We start from the raw sequence: 14715 nt of genomic DNA on the forward strand, positions 1-14715 counted from the left end.
CCCTTGCTGGTTGCCCTGGTCCTGGTTCGCATGGCTCCGCCAGCAGGGCCGGCGGCACCACCGTGGTCTTGCCCGAGCCCGGCGGGGCGGTCAGGATCAGCGCCGGTTCCGCGGCCAGGCGGCGGCGCAGTTCCGGCAGGATATCTTCAACGGGCAGACGCAGGGTCACGTTAATTTAGCTGGTTGCGGTTAAGAGGCAAGAGCAAGAAAAAGAGCAGGGTGGAGTGAAAGGCGTGGGCCGGGCCAAATGCCAGGGTTCAGTTGTTTTTCCGCACCGGCCGCCGCCGGCCGGCGCGGCTTAGAGCTGATAGACCTGGCGCAGCAGTTTTTTTTCGTCCTCGTAGGTCACCCGGGCCAGGGCCTGGGGGGGAGTGAGCCAGAGCAGGCGCTGCACTTCCGGGGAGGGTTTGAATTCGGCTTCCTGCTCCGGCACCATTTTCCAGTAAAGCACCACCTTGGGCCGGCGGCCGTGCCGGTAATGGACGCAGCCGGCAAAACCGGTAAAGCGGACGGCAAAACCGGTTTCCTCCCGCACTTCCCGCAGGGCGGTTTGCTGCAGGGTTTCCCCCGGCTCCTGCTTGCCCTTGGGCAGGCTCCAGTCGTCGTAACGTTCCCGGTGAACCACGGCGATCAGGGTCAGGGGGCCGGCGGTCTTTTCCAGGATGCCGCCGGCGGCCAGGATCAGGGCGGCGGCCTGATCGGCGTCCTGGGCTTCTATTTGCGCAGCCATTCGCCGGAAGGCAGACGCACATACTGGCCGGCCGGGGTCCGTTCGATCGCCTTTTTGCCGGCCAAGGCCTCCACGTCGCTTAAATCAATATTGTTTTCCTTGGCCAGCCGCAGGTACTCGGCCCGGCGGGCCTCATTGATCAGGCGGGCGATGGCGGCAGCCTGGCCTTCATCCCGGACCACGCCGAGATAGCCGTCGGCCTGCTCGCCGACCAGCCCGCTGGTTTTGGCCTCGCCCAGGGAATCCATGGCATCCTTAAGGCTCATGGCGGCGGCGGGCAGGACCAGCAGGGCCAGCAGCAGCGGCAGCAGGATTGGGATGATACGCAGGGAAAAACCGGAAATCGGATTGGTGCAGCGCATAACGGTTGCCTCCTTAAAACAGACCGCTTTCCGGGCTCAAGATCTGATCGAGCTGCTGCTCGACCTTGATCCGGATTTCGTGTTCGATTTTAACGTCCAGCTTGATGTGAATGGGCTCGGTGGGGGCCATCAGCTGCACCTTGGGAGAACAGGCAGTGGCCAGCAGCAACGCCAGCAGGCTGGCGGCGATCAGCCCCCAGACGGGCAAAACTTTCATGTTCGCATGCCGCGACGAAAAAATGTTCATCGGTAGCGCTCCTCAATGCGTTGACGAATGGTGTCGCTGATCCGGTTGGCCAACTGCAGGCTGGCCAGCAAGGCCGGGATGTTTTCCTCGAGGTTGATCTCGAGGTGAACGGGCCGGCCCCGTTCAAACGCGGGGTTGGAGCCCTCCAGGCGCAGGGCCAGGTTCAGGGTGCCGTCTTCCCGGTAGTCGACCCCGGCGGTAAGGACATTGTAATTGAAATCGGCCAGGGCGTCGAGCACCAGTTTGATGGCGGGATTGCGCTGGGCCAGGGCGGCGGCGGCTCGCGAGTCGTAGCGCAGTTGGCCGCCGGGCGAGCGGGCGGCCAGGGTTCCGGCACTGGTTCCGAAACCGTCCGGACCCCAGCGCAGCGGCAGCCGGCCGTCGATCAGGCCGCTGCCATGCAGCCCCTCTACCGGGTGGATGGCCAGCACCCGTTCCAGGTCGATGCCGACCACTTCGAGGTCCAGCTTACCGGCCGGGGCGCCCAGCGCCAGCGCGGTAGGTTCGGCCGCAATCCGGCCGCCGAGCAGATCGGCGGTCAGCATGTCGATGACCAGCCGGCCCTGGCCGGGGTCGCTTAGCGGCACCTGGTAAGACAGCTCGGCCCGAACCGGTGCGAGGGCGACGCCGGGGTTGAATTCGGCGATGGTGGCACTGATGCCGGCCCGGAGCAGCGGGCCACCGTTCTCCGCCCCTTCATCCTCCGGGGAAACCAGATGGAAGGGAATAGTCAGATCCAGGCCGCGGAAAAAGGCGGTGGCATGGATGCCGCCACTATCCTGGAGGGCAAGTTGGCCGGCGCCGGTCAGGCCGCCGTCGTAAGCCAGGTCGAAATTGAGGTTAAGCCGGCCCTTTTCCAGGGTCAGCAATGGCGGCCAGCCGGGGATAAGGGCCAGCAGCGGTTGAGCTTCCGGCAAGCTGAGCTCCGCCAGTTCGACGGCTGCCCTAAGGCCGGTCGAATCCTGCCGCAGGCTGAAACCGGCCCGCAGGGCAAGGCTCGGCTGGTCGGCAAAATCCAGGAGGATCTCGGCGCTGCCATCGTCCAGAGCGTCCAGGGTGGGAGCAATCAGGCCCTGGGCCAGCACGGTAAGCCGCTGGAGCTTGGCAAGCGGCGCGGTTTCGGCGGCGGTAAAGTCCGGCCGCAGCTCCATTTCCAGGCGGCCATGCAGGGGCGAAGGGGATTCGGGATCAGGTTCAACGACACCTTGCGGGGCGGGGGGTGGCCCCAGTTCCAGGCGGAAGCTGCCGCCGGCCAGCAGGCCCTCAATGGGAGCCAGATCGCTGGCGATTTCGATTTGCGGCCAGCCTCCGCTTTCCGGGGCGGGACTTGCGGCCTGGGTGCCCCCCGGCCCAGGCAGCAGCGCCAGCAGTAGAGCGAGGCCGGCTGCCCAGAGCAGCCGACTGGCGATTGGCTTCATTTTGGCCCGATGGCTTGCCTTGAAATCCATGCCGTGCTCCCTTAGCTGCCGACCAGCCAGCAAAGCTGGTTCCGGGGGGCGACCAGGGCGGCGGGGTACTTGCCGGCGGCGGCTTGGCGGTCGCGGATAATTTCCTCGACGATCCGCGCTTTCTCCGGGCCGGTGACCATGATCAGGGCCGTGGCGGCCCGGTTGATGGCCGCCAGGGTCAGGGTCAGCCGGGGCAGGGGCGGGTCGCCGGTGGGTTCGGTTACCGCCGCCACCAGCCGGTCCCGGGCGGTCAGCCAGGGTGAGCCGGGGAAAAGCGAGGCGATATGGCCGTCGGGTCCCATGCCCAGCAGGACCAGGTCAAAGCCCTCCCCGGCGAGAAATTCTTCCACCTGGCGCTGGTAGTCGGCCGCGGCCTGGCTCGGATCCGGTGCCTCGCCGCGCATCCGGTGGATGTTGGCGACGGGAATCAAACCCGGGCGGAGCAGACTGGCGGCGGCCAGGCGATAATTGCTGGCCGGATGATCGGGGGGCACGCAGCGCTCATCGCCTTGAAAGATGTGGATGTCCGGCCAGGGCATTTGCTGGGCCAGGGGCGGTGCGGCGAGCAGCCGGTAGAGGGTTTCCGGGGTGCGGCCGCCGGCCAGGACCAGGGAAAAACGGCCCCGGGCCTTGACCGCTGCCCGGGCGGAAGTCAGCAGGAAAGCCGCCGCCGCCGCGGCCAGGGCGGCGGCATCGGGGAAATGCTCAACTTGGCGAATGGTCATGGCAAGGCCGTGGTTGCGGTTATGGTCGGGCGGTGATTATTTCCCCCGGCCGCTGTCCCGGCTTCCCGGCCGATCCGGCGGGCTTGCTTGATCGACCGGAGGAGCCGGGTGCTCAACCGATCAACAGCCGGCGCAGGGCCGCCAGAAGCGGGCCCAACAGCAGGCCGGCGGCAATGGCGGCGCCCAGCAGCAGGGGCAAAGCCTGGCGGGCGGTTTGCCGCGAGGTGCGCCGGCGCAGGTAATAGTACAGACCGGCGGTCAGGCCGGCCCAGGCCAGCAGGGTCAACCCCAGCCGGTATTCCAGGTAAAGGGCCGGGCTGATCAAAAAAGAGGGAATCGCCCAGTAGAGCAGGCTCAAGCCCGCCACCTTGGCGGCGCTGAGCGGCTTATAATGATAAAAGCGTTCGCCGTGGGCGTTGACGGCCGCGATCCGTTCCTTCAGTTGCCGGCTCAGGACGAAATCGGTATAGGCCAGCAGGTATACCAGCAGGGAGCCGACCAGCAAGCCCAGTAAAACATTCATAAAGATCCTTTCCTATAACCCGACCCGACCGGGCTCAACTGGTTAGCAGGCGGCGGGCCTGGATGGCGGCCCCCCAAAGGCCGCTGTTTTCGTCGCTGATCAGCCGCACCGGCACCCGGCGGAGCAGATGCCCCATGGTGGGGGAGTGGTGGAATTCCTCCCGGAAGGCCGGATGCTCAAGTAGTTCGGGGGCCTTGGCCGCGACTCCGCCGGCGATATAGAGCCCCCCCAGGGCCAGGGTTTCCAGCACATAGTTGCGGGCGACCCGGCCGTAGAAGCGGGCCGCCCAGGCATGGGATTCCGGATGGGCGGGGAACTCCCGCACCACTTGGGCCGGGGAAAGTTCGGCGCCGGCGAGAAATTCGTGCAGGTAACTGAGGCCTTGACCGGAAACCACGGTGTTGCCGGAAAGATAGGAGCCGCCGCATTTTTCCAGCAAAAAATTCTGATACTGCTGTTCCCGGCCGCCCCCGAAAGGGAAATCGGCGTGGCCGCCTTCCGAGGGGACCACCAGGTGACCACCTCGGCCGTCGGCCACCAGCAAAGCCTTGCCGAGCCCGGTACCGGCGCCGATCACGGCCAGGGGAGCGGCAGGGTCGGGGTTGCCGGCCAGAATCAGGCGGGCGTCGCGGCCGGGAGGGCCGCCCACCGCCAGGGCCTGGGCGAAAAAATCGTTGATCAGGAGCGTCCGGGTCAGGGGAAATTCCCGCTCCAGTTGATCAAGGTCGATTTCCCACCCGGCCAGGGGCAATTTGCTTCGCCGGCCGGCCTCCACCGGGCCGGCCACCGCAAACACCGCGATATCGGCCCGGGCCGGGTGCAGGGGAAAATCCCCTTCGCCCAGCAAGGTCAATTGGCCGGCCAGGGAGCCGGTCGGTTCGGTGGGCAGCCAGCGGACCGCCTGGAGGGTCAATTCGCCGCTGTCAGTGAGGTCAAAAGAACCGAAGCGGCTGTTGGTGCCGCCGATATCCGCGGTCAGAATCCGGGCCATGGCTCACTTGGCCTGCAGGGCCGTCACCAGGTCACGGGTAACCTGGGCGACATCGCTTAAGGCGCCGGTCACCGCCAGCCCTTTTCTTTCGGTGCGGCGGATGGCGGGAGAATCGGGAAAGCAGACCAGGGGCGCTTCGCCCAGGCCTTCCCGGAGAAATTGCTCGTCCTCGGGATCCTGGACCAGGTTGCCGACAAACGAAATATTTTTGATCCGGCACTCCTCGGCCAGTTTTTTAATCTTGAGGGCGGTGCGGATTCCCGATTGGGAAGGGATGACCACGATCAGCAGCCGGTCCACCCCGACGATGGTGCCGCGGCCCAGGTGCTCGACCCCGGCCTCCATGTCCAGCAGCACCACCTGGGCCGGCTTGAGCAGCAGCTTGGTCAGTAATCTTTTCAAAACCGTGTTCTCGGCGCAGGCGCAGCCGCTTTCGGCGCTTTGAATGGCCCCGAGGACCATCAGATTGATCCCGTCGGCCTCCACGATGAAACGCGCCGGCAAATCATCAACCTGGGGATTGATATTGTAGAAGGCCGAACCCTCGACCCGACCCGAACGTTCCTTGAGCAGTTCCGCCATTTCCGAAATCGGCCGGATTTTATCCGCCTCACGTACTCCCAGGCTCTGGGCCATATGGGGGCTGGGGTCGGCGTCGATCACCAGGACCTCCTGGCCCATCTCCTTGAACTGGCGGGCCAGCAGGGCCATGATGGTGGTTTTTCCCACTCCGCCCTTCCCGCTGATGGCAATTTTCATTTAACTTTCTCCACGGTTGATCGGCTTTCTCCGCCCCCCGCGAGCGGGAGAGGAGGTTGAGTTTATTTTTCCCTCGCGGCGCCGGCTACCCTTATTGTTTTGCCATTGAGGGTGATTTTTTGGCGCCGGCGGGTTAATGTTGAGCATTCGGTGCCAACCATGCAGCCCGAGGGAACGGTAACGCCCCCGGGCAACCCCGCCGGGGCATCAGGGTTGGCCGCTGCATTTCGCCCAACTATTAAAGTGTAACGAAAGGCCGTAAAACCGCAATCAAAAAGGACGGGGTCGCTGCAAGCAACCTGCCCGGCTTCAGTTCAGCTTATGCCCCAACCGGCGGCGAGTGGGCAGGGCCAGGTGGTGGCGGCCCGTACCGATATCAAGGAGTGGCCAGCCCGATGATCACCCTGGGCCTTGAACGTTTGCTGCAGGATCCCCCTGCCGGTCTGCGGGGTAAACGCCTGGGCCTGCTTTGCAACCAGGCCTCCACCGATCACCGTTTTCGCCACAGCCGCGACCTGGTGCGCCGGGCCTTCGGGGCAGACCTGACCTGTCTCTTTTCCCCCCAGCATGGATTTTTTGCCGAAAAGCAGGATAATATGATCGAGTCCGATCATATGACCGATCCGGTCACCGGCTTGCCGCTCTTCAGCCTCTACGGCGAAGTTCGCAAGCCCACGGCGGCGATGCTGGACCATTGCGACGTCCTGCTGGTCGACCTGGTCGATGTCGGGACCCGGGTCTACACCTTTCTCTACACCCTGGCCTATTGCCTGGAGGCGGCGGCGGAGCAGGGCAAGGAGGTGGTGGTCCTGGACCGGCCCAATCCGGTGGGCGGAGTGGCCCTGGAGGGCAACCTGCTGCGGGAATCATGCCGGTCCTTTGTCGGCCTCTACCCCATTCCCATGCGCCACGGCATGACCCTGGGCGAACTGGCCCTGCTGATCAGGGGCGAATTCGGCCTTGATTGCCGGTTGCAAGTGGTGGCCATGGCCGGCTGGCGGCGGGAGATGCTTTTTGCCGATACCGGCCTGCCCTGGGTTTTCCCCTCGCCCAACATGCCCACCCCCCGGAGCGCCCTGGTCTATCCCGGCCAGGTTATCTGGGAGGCCACCAATATTTCCGAAGGGCGGGGGACCACCATGCCCTTCGAGCTGTTCGGGGCGCCATTCTGCCGCCACGCGGAAATTCTGGCCGGCATCGCCGCCACCCCCCTGCCGGGTTGCCACCTGCGGCCCCTGGTGTTCGAGCCGGTGGCCGGCAAGTGGGCCGGGCGGCCTTGCGTCGGATTTCAGCTCCACGTCACCGATCCGGCAACTTATCGCCCTTACCGCACCAGCCTGGCCCTGTTGCAGGCCCTGGCCCGGCTTTATCCCGATTTTGCCCTTAAACCGCCGCCCTATGAATATGAGTACGAGCGGCTGCCGATCCACCTGGTTCTGGGCAACGAAGAACTCTGGCCCAGGCTGCTGGCCGGAGAATCAATCATGGAACTGGAAGCTTCCTGGCAGGATGAACTGGCTGATTTCGCCCGCCGCCGCCAGGCTTACTTGCTTTACTGAGATGCGATCTTATCATGCGTGATTATCTTTTCGATGTGGCCGCCACCTGCCCTTACGGCCTGAAACGGCGGGCTGTTTACCGGCAGGCCCCTTGCCCGCCCCTGAGCGGAGAGGTGCTGGATAATTTTTTGCAGGCGGGTTTTCGCCGCAACGGCAACACCATGTACACCATGGCCTGCCCCGACTGCCGGGGCTGTGTGCCGATCCGGCTCAGGGTGGCCGACTTCAAGCCCAACCGCAATCAGCGCCGGGTCTGGCGCCGCAACCGGGATGTCCGGGTCAGCCAGGGGCCCTTGCAGCTCAGCGAGGGAAAATTGGCTCTCTGTGAACGCTTCCTGGCCCGGCGTTATCCCGACCAGCCCGGCATGTTCGCCCCCGAGGAAAGGGAAGGGCGGGCGGTTGACTACTACGGCGGGTTCTTCCTCAACTCCATTGTCGAAACCTACGAGGTCGCCTACCGCCTGGAAGACCAGTTGCTGGGCCTGGCGGTGATCGATCTTTCTCCCACCGCTCTCAATGCCGTTTACTTCTTCTTTGACCCGGATAAGGCCGACCGCAGCCCTGGCACCCTCAATATCCTCTACCTGATCGAGTTGTGCCGCTACCTGGGCCTGGAGTTTCTCTATCTGGGCTACTGGATTGAAAATGTCTCGGCGATGAACTACAAGATCCGCTTCAAACCTTACCAGTTGCGGATCGACGATGAATGGCAAACCATGCCTTAAGCTCTGGAAGCCCAGGGAAAACAACCATGCGTGACGAGCTGGATTTGCAATATTTCCGCCAATGCCTGCTGAGCCGGGCCCTGGTTCTCGAGGAGGGGCGGAGTTCCCAAGCCGAGGCGGCCCGGGCGGTTGAACTGGACCAGACCCGGGTGGGCCGGCTGTCGCGGATGGACGCCATGCAGCAGCAGGCGGTGGCCCAGGCCGCCGAGCGCCAGGCGGAAGCCGAAAGACAGCGGATCGGCACCGCCCTGAAACGCCTGGATCGGGGCGAATACGGCTATTGCCTGCTCTGCGACGAACCCATTGCCGAGGGGCGCTTGCGGGTGGATCCCAGCATCCTGATCTGCATTGATTGTGCCCGGGCGGCGGAGCGATGAACCAAGCGCCGGATTTTGCTGATGACCGTGTTTGCCGCCATTGATTTTGAAACCGCCAACTATGGCCGGGACAGCGCTTGCGCGGTGGGGGTGGTGCTGGTTGAAAATGGCTGCATCGTGCGGCGCCACTACCAATTGATCCAGCCCCCCTCCCGCTGGTTCGCCTTCACCTATATTCATGGCCTGACCTGGCAGGACGTCAAGGACGCGCCACGGTTTGACGCGGTCTGGGCCGGGATCGGCCGGGACCTGGAGAGGGCTGATTTTCTGGCGGCCCATAATGCGGCCTTCGACCGGGGCGTTCTGGCCGCCTGTTGCGCCGCCCACGGGTTGCCGGTGCCCCGGCAGCAATTTGTCTGCACTGTGCAGCTGGCCCGGCAACAATGGGATATCCGGCCGACCAGGTTGCCTGATGTCTGCCGCCGGCTCGGCATCGAACTGCGGCACCACCAGGCGGATTCGGACGCCGAAGCCTGTGCCCGCATCGTCATAGCGGCCCAGCAGGCCGGCTGGGGGCGCTAAGCGTTCGAGTTGGCCCCCTGCGGGCCGGCGCCATCGAGCAGCCGGGCCAATTCGGCCGGATCGTTGGTGGGCCGGCTGCAGCGAAAATCCCGGCAGACATAGACCGTGGGTTGGTTGTCGATCCGGCTTATTTCCTGCAGCAGGGGCAGCCGGCGGGCCAGCCAATCCTGGCCGGGACCACCGTCGGCCAGCATCACCAGGGTGTTGGGAAGATAGCGGCTATGGATGGCGGCCAACATTTTTTGGGTCTCTTCCTCGGCCGGGGTGCCGGCAATTATGATTTGCTGCGGCGGGCGCTGGGCGCAGCCGTGGGCCACCAGCAACTGGGGCAGAATGGGCGGGTACTCCGCCAGACGGTGGGCGAAGGCCTTGATGGTCGCGCCGGCCATTTCCCGCCAGGCCTGGTTGGCGGTAAAACCGGCCAGGCGCAGCAGGTTCATAGCCGTTATCGAGTTGCCGGTGGGCTCGGCGCTGTCATAATCGGCCTTCAACCGCACCAGGATGGTGCCGTCCTCCCCGGGGCCGTCAAAAAAACCGCCGTTTTCGGGATCATGAAAGATGGCAATCTGGGTATCGGTCAGCGCTTCCGCCTCCTGCAGCCAACGGATCTCGAAGGTGGCTTCGTAGAGATCGAGCAGGCCCTGGACCAGAAAGGCGTAATCGTCGAGTTGGCCGGCCAGGCCGGCCCGGCCGGCCCGGTAGCGCCGCCGGAGCCGGGCCGTTTGGGGATCGCGCAGTTCCGTTAGGATGAAACGGGCCGCCCGGTCGGCGGCCTCCCGGTATTCGGGCCGGTTCAGGACCTGGAACCCCCGGGCCAGGGCGCTGATCATCAGGCCGTTCCAGGAGGTGATGATCTTATCGTCCAGGTGGGGCCGGGGCCGTTGGTCCCGGGCGGCCATGAGCTGCCGGCGGGCGACGGCCAGCTCGCGGGCCGCTTCCGCCACCGGGCGCCGGCAGGCGGCGGCGGTTTCTTCCAGGCCGGCGGCCTGATAAAGGATGTTTTTGCCCTGGAATTCGCCATGGGGATCGGCCGGGGCGTTGCCTTCCTTCCGCACGCCGTAGCGGCGGCAGACCAGCTCCCCGGCGGCCGGGCCCAGCAGTTGCCGAATCTCAGCCTCGTTCCAGAGGTAAAAAAGCCCTTCGCCATGTTTTTCCGGGTTCACCGGGTCCGGGCTGTCGGCGTCCTCGGCGGAATAGAAGGCCCCCTCCGGGGCGCGCAAATCCCGCAGCACATAGGCGAATATATCCGCGGCCGCTTCGGCGTAAAAGTCATCCCCGCTGAGCTGATAGGCCGCCAGGTAGAGATCGGCCAGCTGGCTCTGGTCGTAAAGCATTTTCTCGAAATGGGGCACCCGCCACTCCCGATCCACCGAGTAACGGTGAAAGCCGCCCCCCAGCTGATCGTAAATCCCTCCCGCCGCCATTTTGCGCAGGCTGAAGAGAACCATTTCCCGGGCCGGCTCGGTCCCGGTCTGCCAGTAATGGTGGAGAAGAAAATTGAAGAGTACCGGCCGGGGGAATTTGGGAGCCGAGCCGAAGCCGCCGTGGGTGGCGTCGAAATCCCGGCTGGTCAGGGAATAGGCCCGGGCGGCCAGATCGGGGTCAAGCCCGCCGCTTGCCGGGGCCGGGGCGCTCTTGTTTAAATGGTCGGTGACCACCGCCGCCGCTTCCAGCACCTTTTCCCGGCGCTCCCGCCAGAGATCGCCGATCAGCCCCAGCAGTTGCTTGAAGCCGGGCAAGCCGTGGCGGGGCTGGGGAGGAAAGTAGGTCCCGGCATAAAAAGGTTGCCGCTCCGGGGTAAGAAAAACCGACAGGGGCCAGCCCCCGCCGCCGCTCAGGGCCTGGGCCGCGCTCATGTAAAGGTGGTCCACGTCGGGGCGCTCCTCCCGGTCCACCTTGACGGCGATGAAATGCTCATTGAGGATGGCGGCGGCTTCCGGGTCGGCAAATGATTCCCGGGCCATGACGTGGCACCAGTGGCAGGTGGAGTAGCCGATGGAAAGAAACACCGGCTTGTCTTCCCGGCGGGCCCGGGCAAAGGCCTCCTCCCCCCAGGGCAGCCAGTCCACCGGGTTGAAGGCGTGCTGGAGGAGATAGGGGCTTTGTTCGTCGATCAGCCGGTTGGGCTTTTTCCCCTGGGCCAGTTCCTGTTCGATGAAATCGGCGGCGGTGTTGGTTCCGGACATGGCAGGCTCCTTCGCTTGGTTGGCTGGTCTATTTCATAGAACAAGTTTTGCGGCGGGAGGTTCGCCGGTATTTTGCCGGCCTTGCCGGGGAGTCTTGCCGGTTGCCCCGGCAGCAATCAACCGACGGCCGGTTTAGTCGGGGCCTTGAGCAGCAGTGACAGCAGGGCCGCGAAAACGCAGAAGCCGCCGGCGATGGCAAACGAGGTCTGCCAGGTGGAAATATCCCCGGCCCCGACCAGATCCCGGAAATAACCGGCAATTTGGGGGCCGGCGATTCCGGCTACCCCGAAGGCAAGAAAAATCCAGCCGTAATTCTGGCCCAGATTCCGGGCCCCGAAATAATCGGCGGTGGCGGCCGGAAAGAGGGCGAAATTGGCTCCGAAATTAAAGCCGATGATGGCGGCGGCCAAAATCAGGCTGCTGACCGCCGAGCCCATTTCGAAAAAGGAAAGCATGACAAAGGCCTGGAAGCTGGAAGCCAGGAACAGGGACCATTTGCGGCCCAGATAATCGGAAACCCCACCCCAGATTATGCGCCCCAGCCCGTTGAGGATCGCGTACCAGGCCATGGCGGTGCCTGCTATTATGGCCGCTTCGGTGGCCCCCGCAACAGCTCCGGCGGCCAGCAGGGAGTCGATGCCGAACAGGCTGATGCTGTAAATAACCATCAGGCCGGCCAGGGCGTTGCTGAAAAACATCAGCCAGAGCAGGTAAAACTGGGGAGTTTTGAGCATTTCCGGGCTGCTGAATTCCTGGTGGGTGATGTCGTGGATCGCCTGGGGAGAGCCGGGCTGGGGCGGGTTATAGCCTGCCGGGCGGAAATCCGGGGGCGGGTTGAGCATGGCCAGGCTGCCCAGCAGGACCAGAACCAAATAAACGATGCCGTAAATAACAAAAACGCTTTGGACGCCGGGCAAGCCGAAGATACTGGTGGTGTAAAGCAGCCCGCCGAACCAGCTGCCGGCCAGCTTAACCCAGAGGGTGGCCCCGAACCCGAAGCCGGCCACCGCCAGGCCGGAGATCAGGCCCTTGTGGTCGGGGAACCATTTTACTCCCACCGCCAGGGGCACCACGTAAGCCAGGCCGATGCCGGCGCCGCCGATCAGGCCGATAAAAACAAACTGACCCCAGAAGGTGCTGCCCAGCACTCCACCCAGCAGATAGCCGATCCCCAGGATAATGCCTCCCAGGGCGGCGATCGGCCGGGGCCCGAAACGGCTCTGCAGGCGGCCGGCCCCGACCATGGTGATGGCAAAAACCGCCAGCCCGGCGGAAAAAATCCAGGCGGCCCGCTGGGCCGAGAAGCCGTATTCCCCTCCTTCGGCCAAGGGCAGGGTCAGCAGGCCGGTGAAAACACTCCAGGCATATATGGTGCCCAAGCACAACTGGATGAGGATGGCCGCGACCACCACCAGCCAGCGGCGCCGGCCGATACTAAGATAATATTTCAGTTCCAAGGCAGCCCTTTGGTTGCTGGTTCATCAAGGTTCAGCTTTTGCTCAACAGGGTGACAAAGGCTACCGCATAATCCCTTTCGTCGGCCAGGGACAGCAGTCCCCGTTCGATGGCATGGGCGCGGCAATATTCCGCCGCTCCGGCACTGAAAATAAGGCCGGGCCGTCCCCGTTGATCATGATAGACCGCGATGGTAGCCAGTCTGATGCCGCCCCGGAAGCCGGTGCCGAAGGCCTTGGCGGCGGCCTCCTTGGCGGCGAAACGCTTGGCCAGGAAGGCGACCGTCTGCCGGGGGCTGCGGCGGGGCAGGTTACGGTACTCCTCCCACTCGCTGGCCGCCAGGATGCGCCGGGCGAAAAGATCCCCGTGCCGGGCCAGGGCCGCCGCGATTCGGGGGATGCTGACAATATCGGTGCCGATGCCGTAAATCAACGTTTTTCCCCCAGCAGTTCCAGCAGTTCCAGTGGGCGGCCGATCAGGGCGGCAGCCCCGCTTTCAACCAGTTCCGCCTCCGAGCGAAAACCCCAGAGCACCCCGACCGCGAACATGCCGGCGGCCTTGGCCGTTTGCATGTCGATGCCGCTGTCGCCCACATAGAGAAACTCCTCCACCGGCAGGGCCAGTTGGGCGGCCAGGGCCAGGGCGCCGGCGGGATCGGGCTTTTTGGGGGTGTCCGGCCGGGCCCCGCGAATGGCCTGGAAATATGCGGGCTCCAGCAGGGCCGCGACACTTTTGCGCGTGAATTCTTCCGGCTTGTTGGAGAGTACCGCCATGGCGATCCCGCGTTGCTCCAGAGCGGCCAGCAGGTCGGAAATTTCGGGGTAAGGACGGGTTTGCCGGCACCAGTTGCGTTCGTATTCCCGCCGCATGGCGGCCAGGGCCCGGGTTGCGGTGGCCGGATCCTGCCGGCCGGGAGGCAGGGCCCGCTGGACCAGGGTGTCCATGCCGGCGCCGACCATGTAACGATAGGCGTCGCGGGAATGGGTCGGCAGGCCCATTGAGGCCAAAACCTTGTTCAGCGAGTCGGCGATATCGGCCAGACTGTCGAGCAGGGTGCCGTCAAGATCAAAAATTACGGCTCGATAAGCACTCATGAAGTTTGCTCCCGAAAATTCATAACGGACTCCACTTTACTTGCTGGCCGTGGTTTTGCCAAGCAGTAGCGGGGGCAAAAGGGTGGCGGGACCGCCAACTCTCGCCCGCTTTGCAACAGGTGATGGCTGGTCGAGACTGGCAGAAGCCTAAAATCGGTTAAGACGTAAAATTACTGGGCGGAGGGCAAGGGGAGCAAGCGGAGGATGTCAGGGTTGGCCCCGGCCTTGGTTCCTTCAGGGCAGCTGGGCATCGGAGGAGCGCACATAGATGGGAGTAGCCCGGGCGGGATCAAGAAATTGGCCCTGCCGCCACTGGGCCTGGGCCAACATCCCGATGGCGGCGGCCCGGGCAAAGCAGAGTTGGGGAGGAGCAAAAAGGGCCAGAGCCCCCAGCTCCTTCTCAAGCATATCGCGATACAATTCGGCGCCGCTGCCCAGCAGCAGGGTGGGTTCGGTGATCATGGCGGCGAGGTCGCGGGGTGGCAAGGCCAGGAAGGGGCGGCAACGGCGCAGGCCGCCGATGGACCCGGCTTCCGGCGGCCTTGCAGGCTTGTCTATAGCGGCGGGACTGGCCTGGTAAAAACCGGCAAAGACCTCCTGTTTGCGGGCGTCAATCAGGGCGCAGACCGGCAGGGGCTGTTGGCCGCCCTGGACCGCCAGCCCATCCAACGAACTGATCCCGATCAGCGGCTTGGCGGTGGCCAGGGCCAGACCCTTGGCGCTGCTCAGGCCGATGCGCAGGCCGGTGAAACTGCCGGGGCCCAGGCTGACGGCGATGGCGTCCAGTTGGGCCCAGTCCGTTTCGCATTCCCGCATCAAACCGGCCACTGCGTCAAGCAGTCGGCGGGAGTGGGTCCGGCTGGACTGCAGGGAGTATTCGGCCCGGCAGCCGCCGCCGTCCACCAAGGCCACGCTGCCGCAAGTACCTGAAGTTTCCAAAGCCAGGATCAGGGGGGGCGGAGGAGAACTGCTGGCTTGGATTTTCCTTACCATTACGATACCGGTGGTCCTG

17 protein-coding genes are annotated in these 14715 nt (G+C 64.6%); 4 read left to right on the forward strand and 13 right to left on the reverse strand.

The features are described from left to right. Window positions 1–298: 298 nt before the first annotated feature. The 8 genes from ACHHTY_RS01375 to ACHHTY_RS01410 form a co-directional block, all read right to left on the reverse strand. Entirely contained in the window at window positions 299–730 is a 432-nt protein-coding gene (locus ACHHTY_RS01375; protein WP_395492254.1) for an NUDIX hydrolase, read from the reverse strand. Beyond that, entirely contained in the window at window positions 715–1092 is a 378-nt protein-coding gene (locus ACHHTY_RS01380; protein ID WP_395492255.1) for a YdbL family probable chaperone protein, read from the reverse strand. Before ACHHTY_RS01380 ends, ACHHTY_RS01375 begins: the two co-directional genes overlap by 16 nt. A gap of 13 nt (window positions 1093–1105) precedes the next feature. Continuing rightward, complete coding sequence (locus ACHHTY_RS01385) at window positions 1106–1309, reverse strand: YnbE family lipoprotein (protein ID WP_395492256.1); 204 nt, start codon at window positions 1307–1309, stop codon at window positions 1106–1108. 26 nt (window positions 1310–1335) lie between these two features. Beyond that, on the reverse strand, window positions 1336–2787 hold the full coding sequence (locus ACHHTY_RS01390) for an intermembrane phospholipid transport YdbH family protein (protein ID WP_395492257.1): 1452 nt from the start codon (window positions 2785–2787) through the stop codon (window positions 1336–1338). Between the two features lie 11 nt (window positions 2788–2798). Continuing rightward, the gene (gene pgl / locus ACHHTY_RS01395) at window positions 2799–3512 is read right to left on the reverse strand and encodes a 6-phosphogluconolactonase (protein ID WP_395492258.1); all 714 of its coding nucleotides are present in this window, start codon (window positions 3510–3512) and stop codon (window positions 2799–2801) included. Window positions 3513–3624: 112 nt separating this feature from the next. Continuing rightward, a complete protein-coding gene (locus tag ACHHTY_RS01400; RefSeq protein ID WP_395492259.1) occupies window positions 3625–4035 on the reverse strand; it encodes an MFS transporter in 411 nt (136 codons plus the stop codon). A gap of 34 nt (window positions 4036–4069) precedes the next feature. Continuing rightward, window positions 4070–5026 carry a glucokinase gene (locus ACHHTY_RS01405; protein WP_395492260.1) on the reverse strand — a complete coding sequence of 319 codons (957 nt, stop codon included), beginning with the start codon at window positions 5024–5026 and terminating at the stop codon, window positions 4070–4072. A gap of 3 nt (window positions 5027–5029) precedes the next feature. Beyond that, a complete protein-coding gene (locus ACHHTY_RS01410; protein WP_395492261.1) occupies window positions 5030–5785 on the reverse strand; it encodes an ATP-binding protein in 756 nt (251 codons plus the stop codon). A 395-nt stretch (window positions 5786–6180) separates the two neighbouring features. Between ACHHTY_RS01410 and ACHHTY_RS01415 the strand changes: the two genes are divergently transcribed. The 4 genes from ACHHTY_RS01415 to ACHHTY_RS01430 are packed head-to-tail and all read left to right on the forward strand — an operon-like array spanning window position 6181 to window position 8968. Further along, complete coding sequence (locus tag ACHHTY_RS01415) at window positions 6181–7344, forward strand: exo-beta-N-acetylmuramidase NamZ family protein (RefSeq protein WP_395492262.1); 1164 nt, start codon at window positions 6181–6183, stop codon at window positions 7342–7344. 14 nt (window positions 7345–7358) lie between these two features. After that, window positions 7359–8069 carry an arginyltransferase gene (locus ACHHTY_RS01420; RefSeq protein ID WP_395492263.1) on the forward strand — a complete coding sequence of 237 codons (711 nt, stop codon included), beginning with the start codon at window positions 7359–7361 and terminating at the stop codon, window positions 8067–8069. A gap of 26 nt (window positions 8070–8095) precedes the next feature. Next, window positions 8096–8446, forward strand: a complete 351-nt coding sequence (locus ACHHTY_RS01425) for a TraR/DksA family transcriptional regulator (protein ID WP_395492264.1) — start codon at window positions 8096–8098, stop codon at window positions 8444–8446. A 21-nt stretch (window positions 8447–8467) separates the two neighbouring features. After that, window positions 8468–8968, forward strand: coding sequence for a 3'-5' exonuclease (locus ACHHTY_RS01430; RefSeq protein ID WP_395492265.1), 501 nt, complete (start codon window positions 8468–8470; stop codon window positions 8966–8968). Here the strand turns inward: ACHHTY_RS01430 and ACHHTY_RS01435 are convergent. From ACHHTY_RS01435 to tsaB, 5 genes are all read right to left on the reverse strand, one after another. Continuing rightward, window positions 8965–11154, reverse strand: coding sequence for a thioredoxin domain-containing protein (locus ACHHTY_RS01435; protein ID WP_395492266.1), 2190 nt, complete (start codon window positions 11152–11154; stop codon window positions 8965–8967). The genes ACHHTY_RS01430 and ACHHTY_RS01435 overlap by 4 nt on opposite strands. A gap of 116 nt (window positions 11155–11270) precedes the next feature. Then, entirely contained in the window at window positions 11271–12611 is a 1341-nt protein-coding gene (locus ACHHTY_RS01440) for an L-lactate MFS transporter (protein WP_395492267.1), read from the reverse strand. A gap of 31 nt (window positions 12612–12642) precedes the next feature. Continuing rightward, window positions 12643–13041 carry a holo-ACP synthase gene (acpS, locus tag ACHHTY_RS01445; RefSeq protein WP_395492268.1) on the reverse strand — a complete coding sequence of 133 codons (399 nt, stop codon included), beginning with the start codon at window positions 13039–13041 and terminating at the stop codon, window positions 12643–12645. Then, window positions 13038–13703: an HAD family hydrolase gene (locus ACHHTY_RS01450; RefSeq protein ID WP_395492269.1), complete on the reverse strand. Its 666-nt coding sequence runs from the start codon at window positions 13701–13703 to the stop codon at window positions 13038–13040. The genes acpS and ACHHTY_RS01450 overlap by 4 nt, the downstream gene beginning before the upstream one ends. 234 nt (window positions 13704–13937) lie before the next feature. Next, complete coding sequence (gene tsaB / locus ACHHTY_RS01455) at window positions 13938–14696, reverse strand: tRNA (adenosine(37)-N6)-threonylcarbamoyltransferase complex dimerization subunit type 1 TsaB (RefSeq protein WP_395492270.1); 759 nt, start codon at window positions 14694–14696, stop codon at window positions 13938–13940. Window positions 14697–14715 lie beyond the last annotated feature (19 nt).

Source organism: Desulfurivibrio nitratireducens (genome assembly GCF_044068515.1).
Taxonomy (GTDB): Bacteria; Desulfobacterota; Desulfobulbia; order Desulfobulbales; family Desulfurivibrionaceae; genus Desulfurivibrio.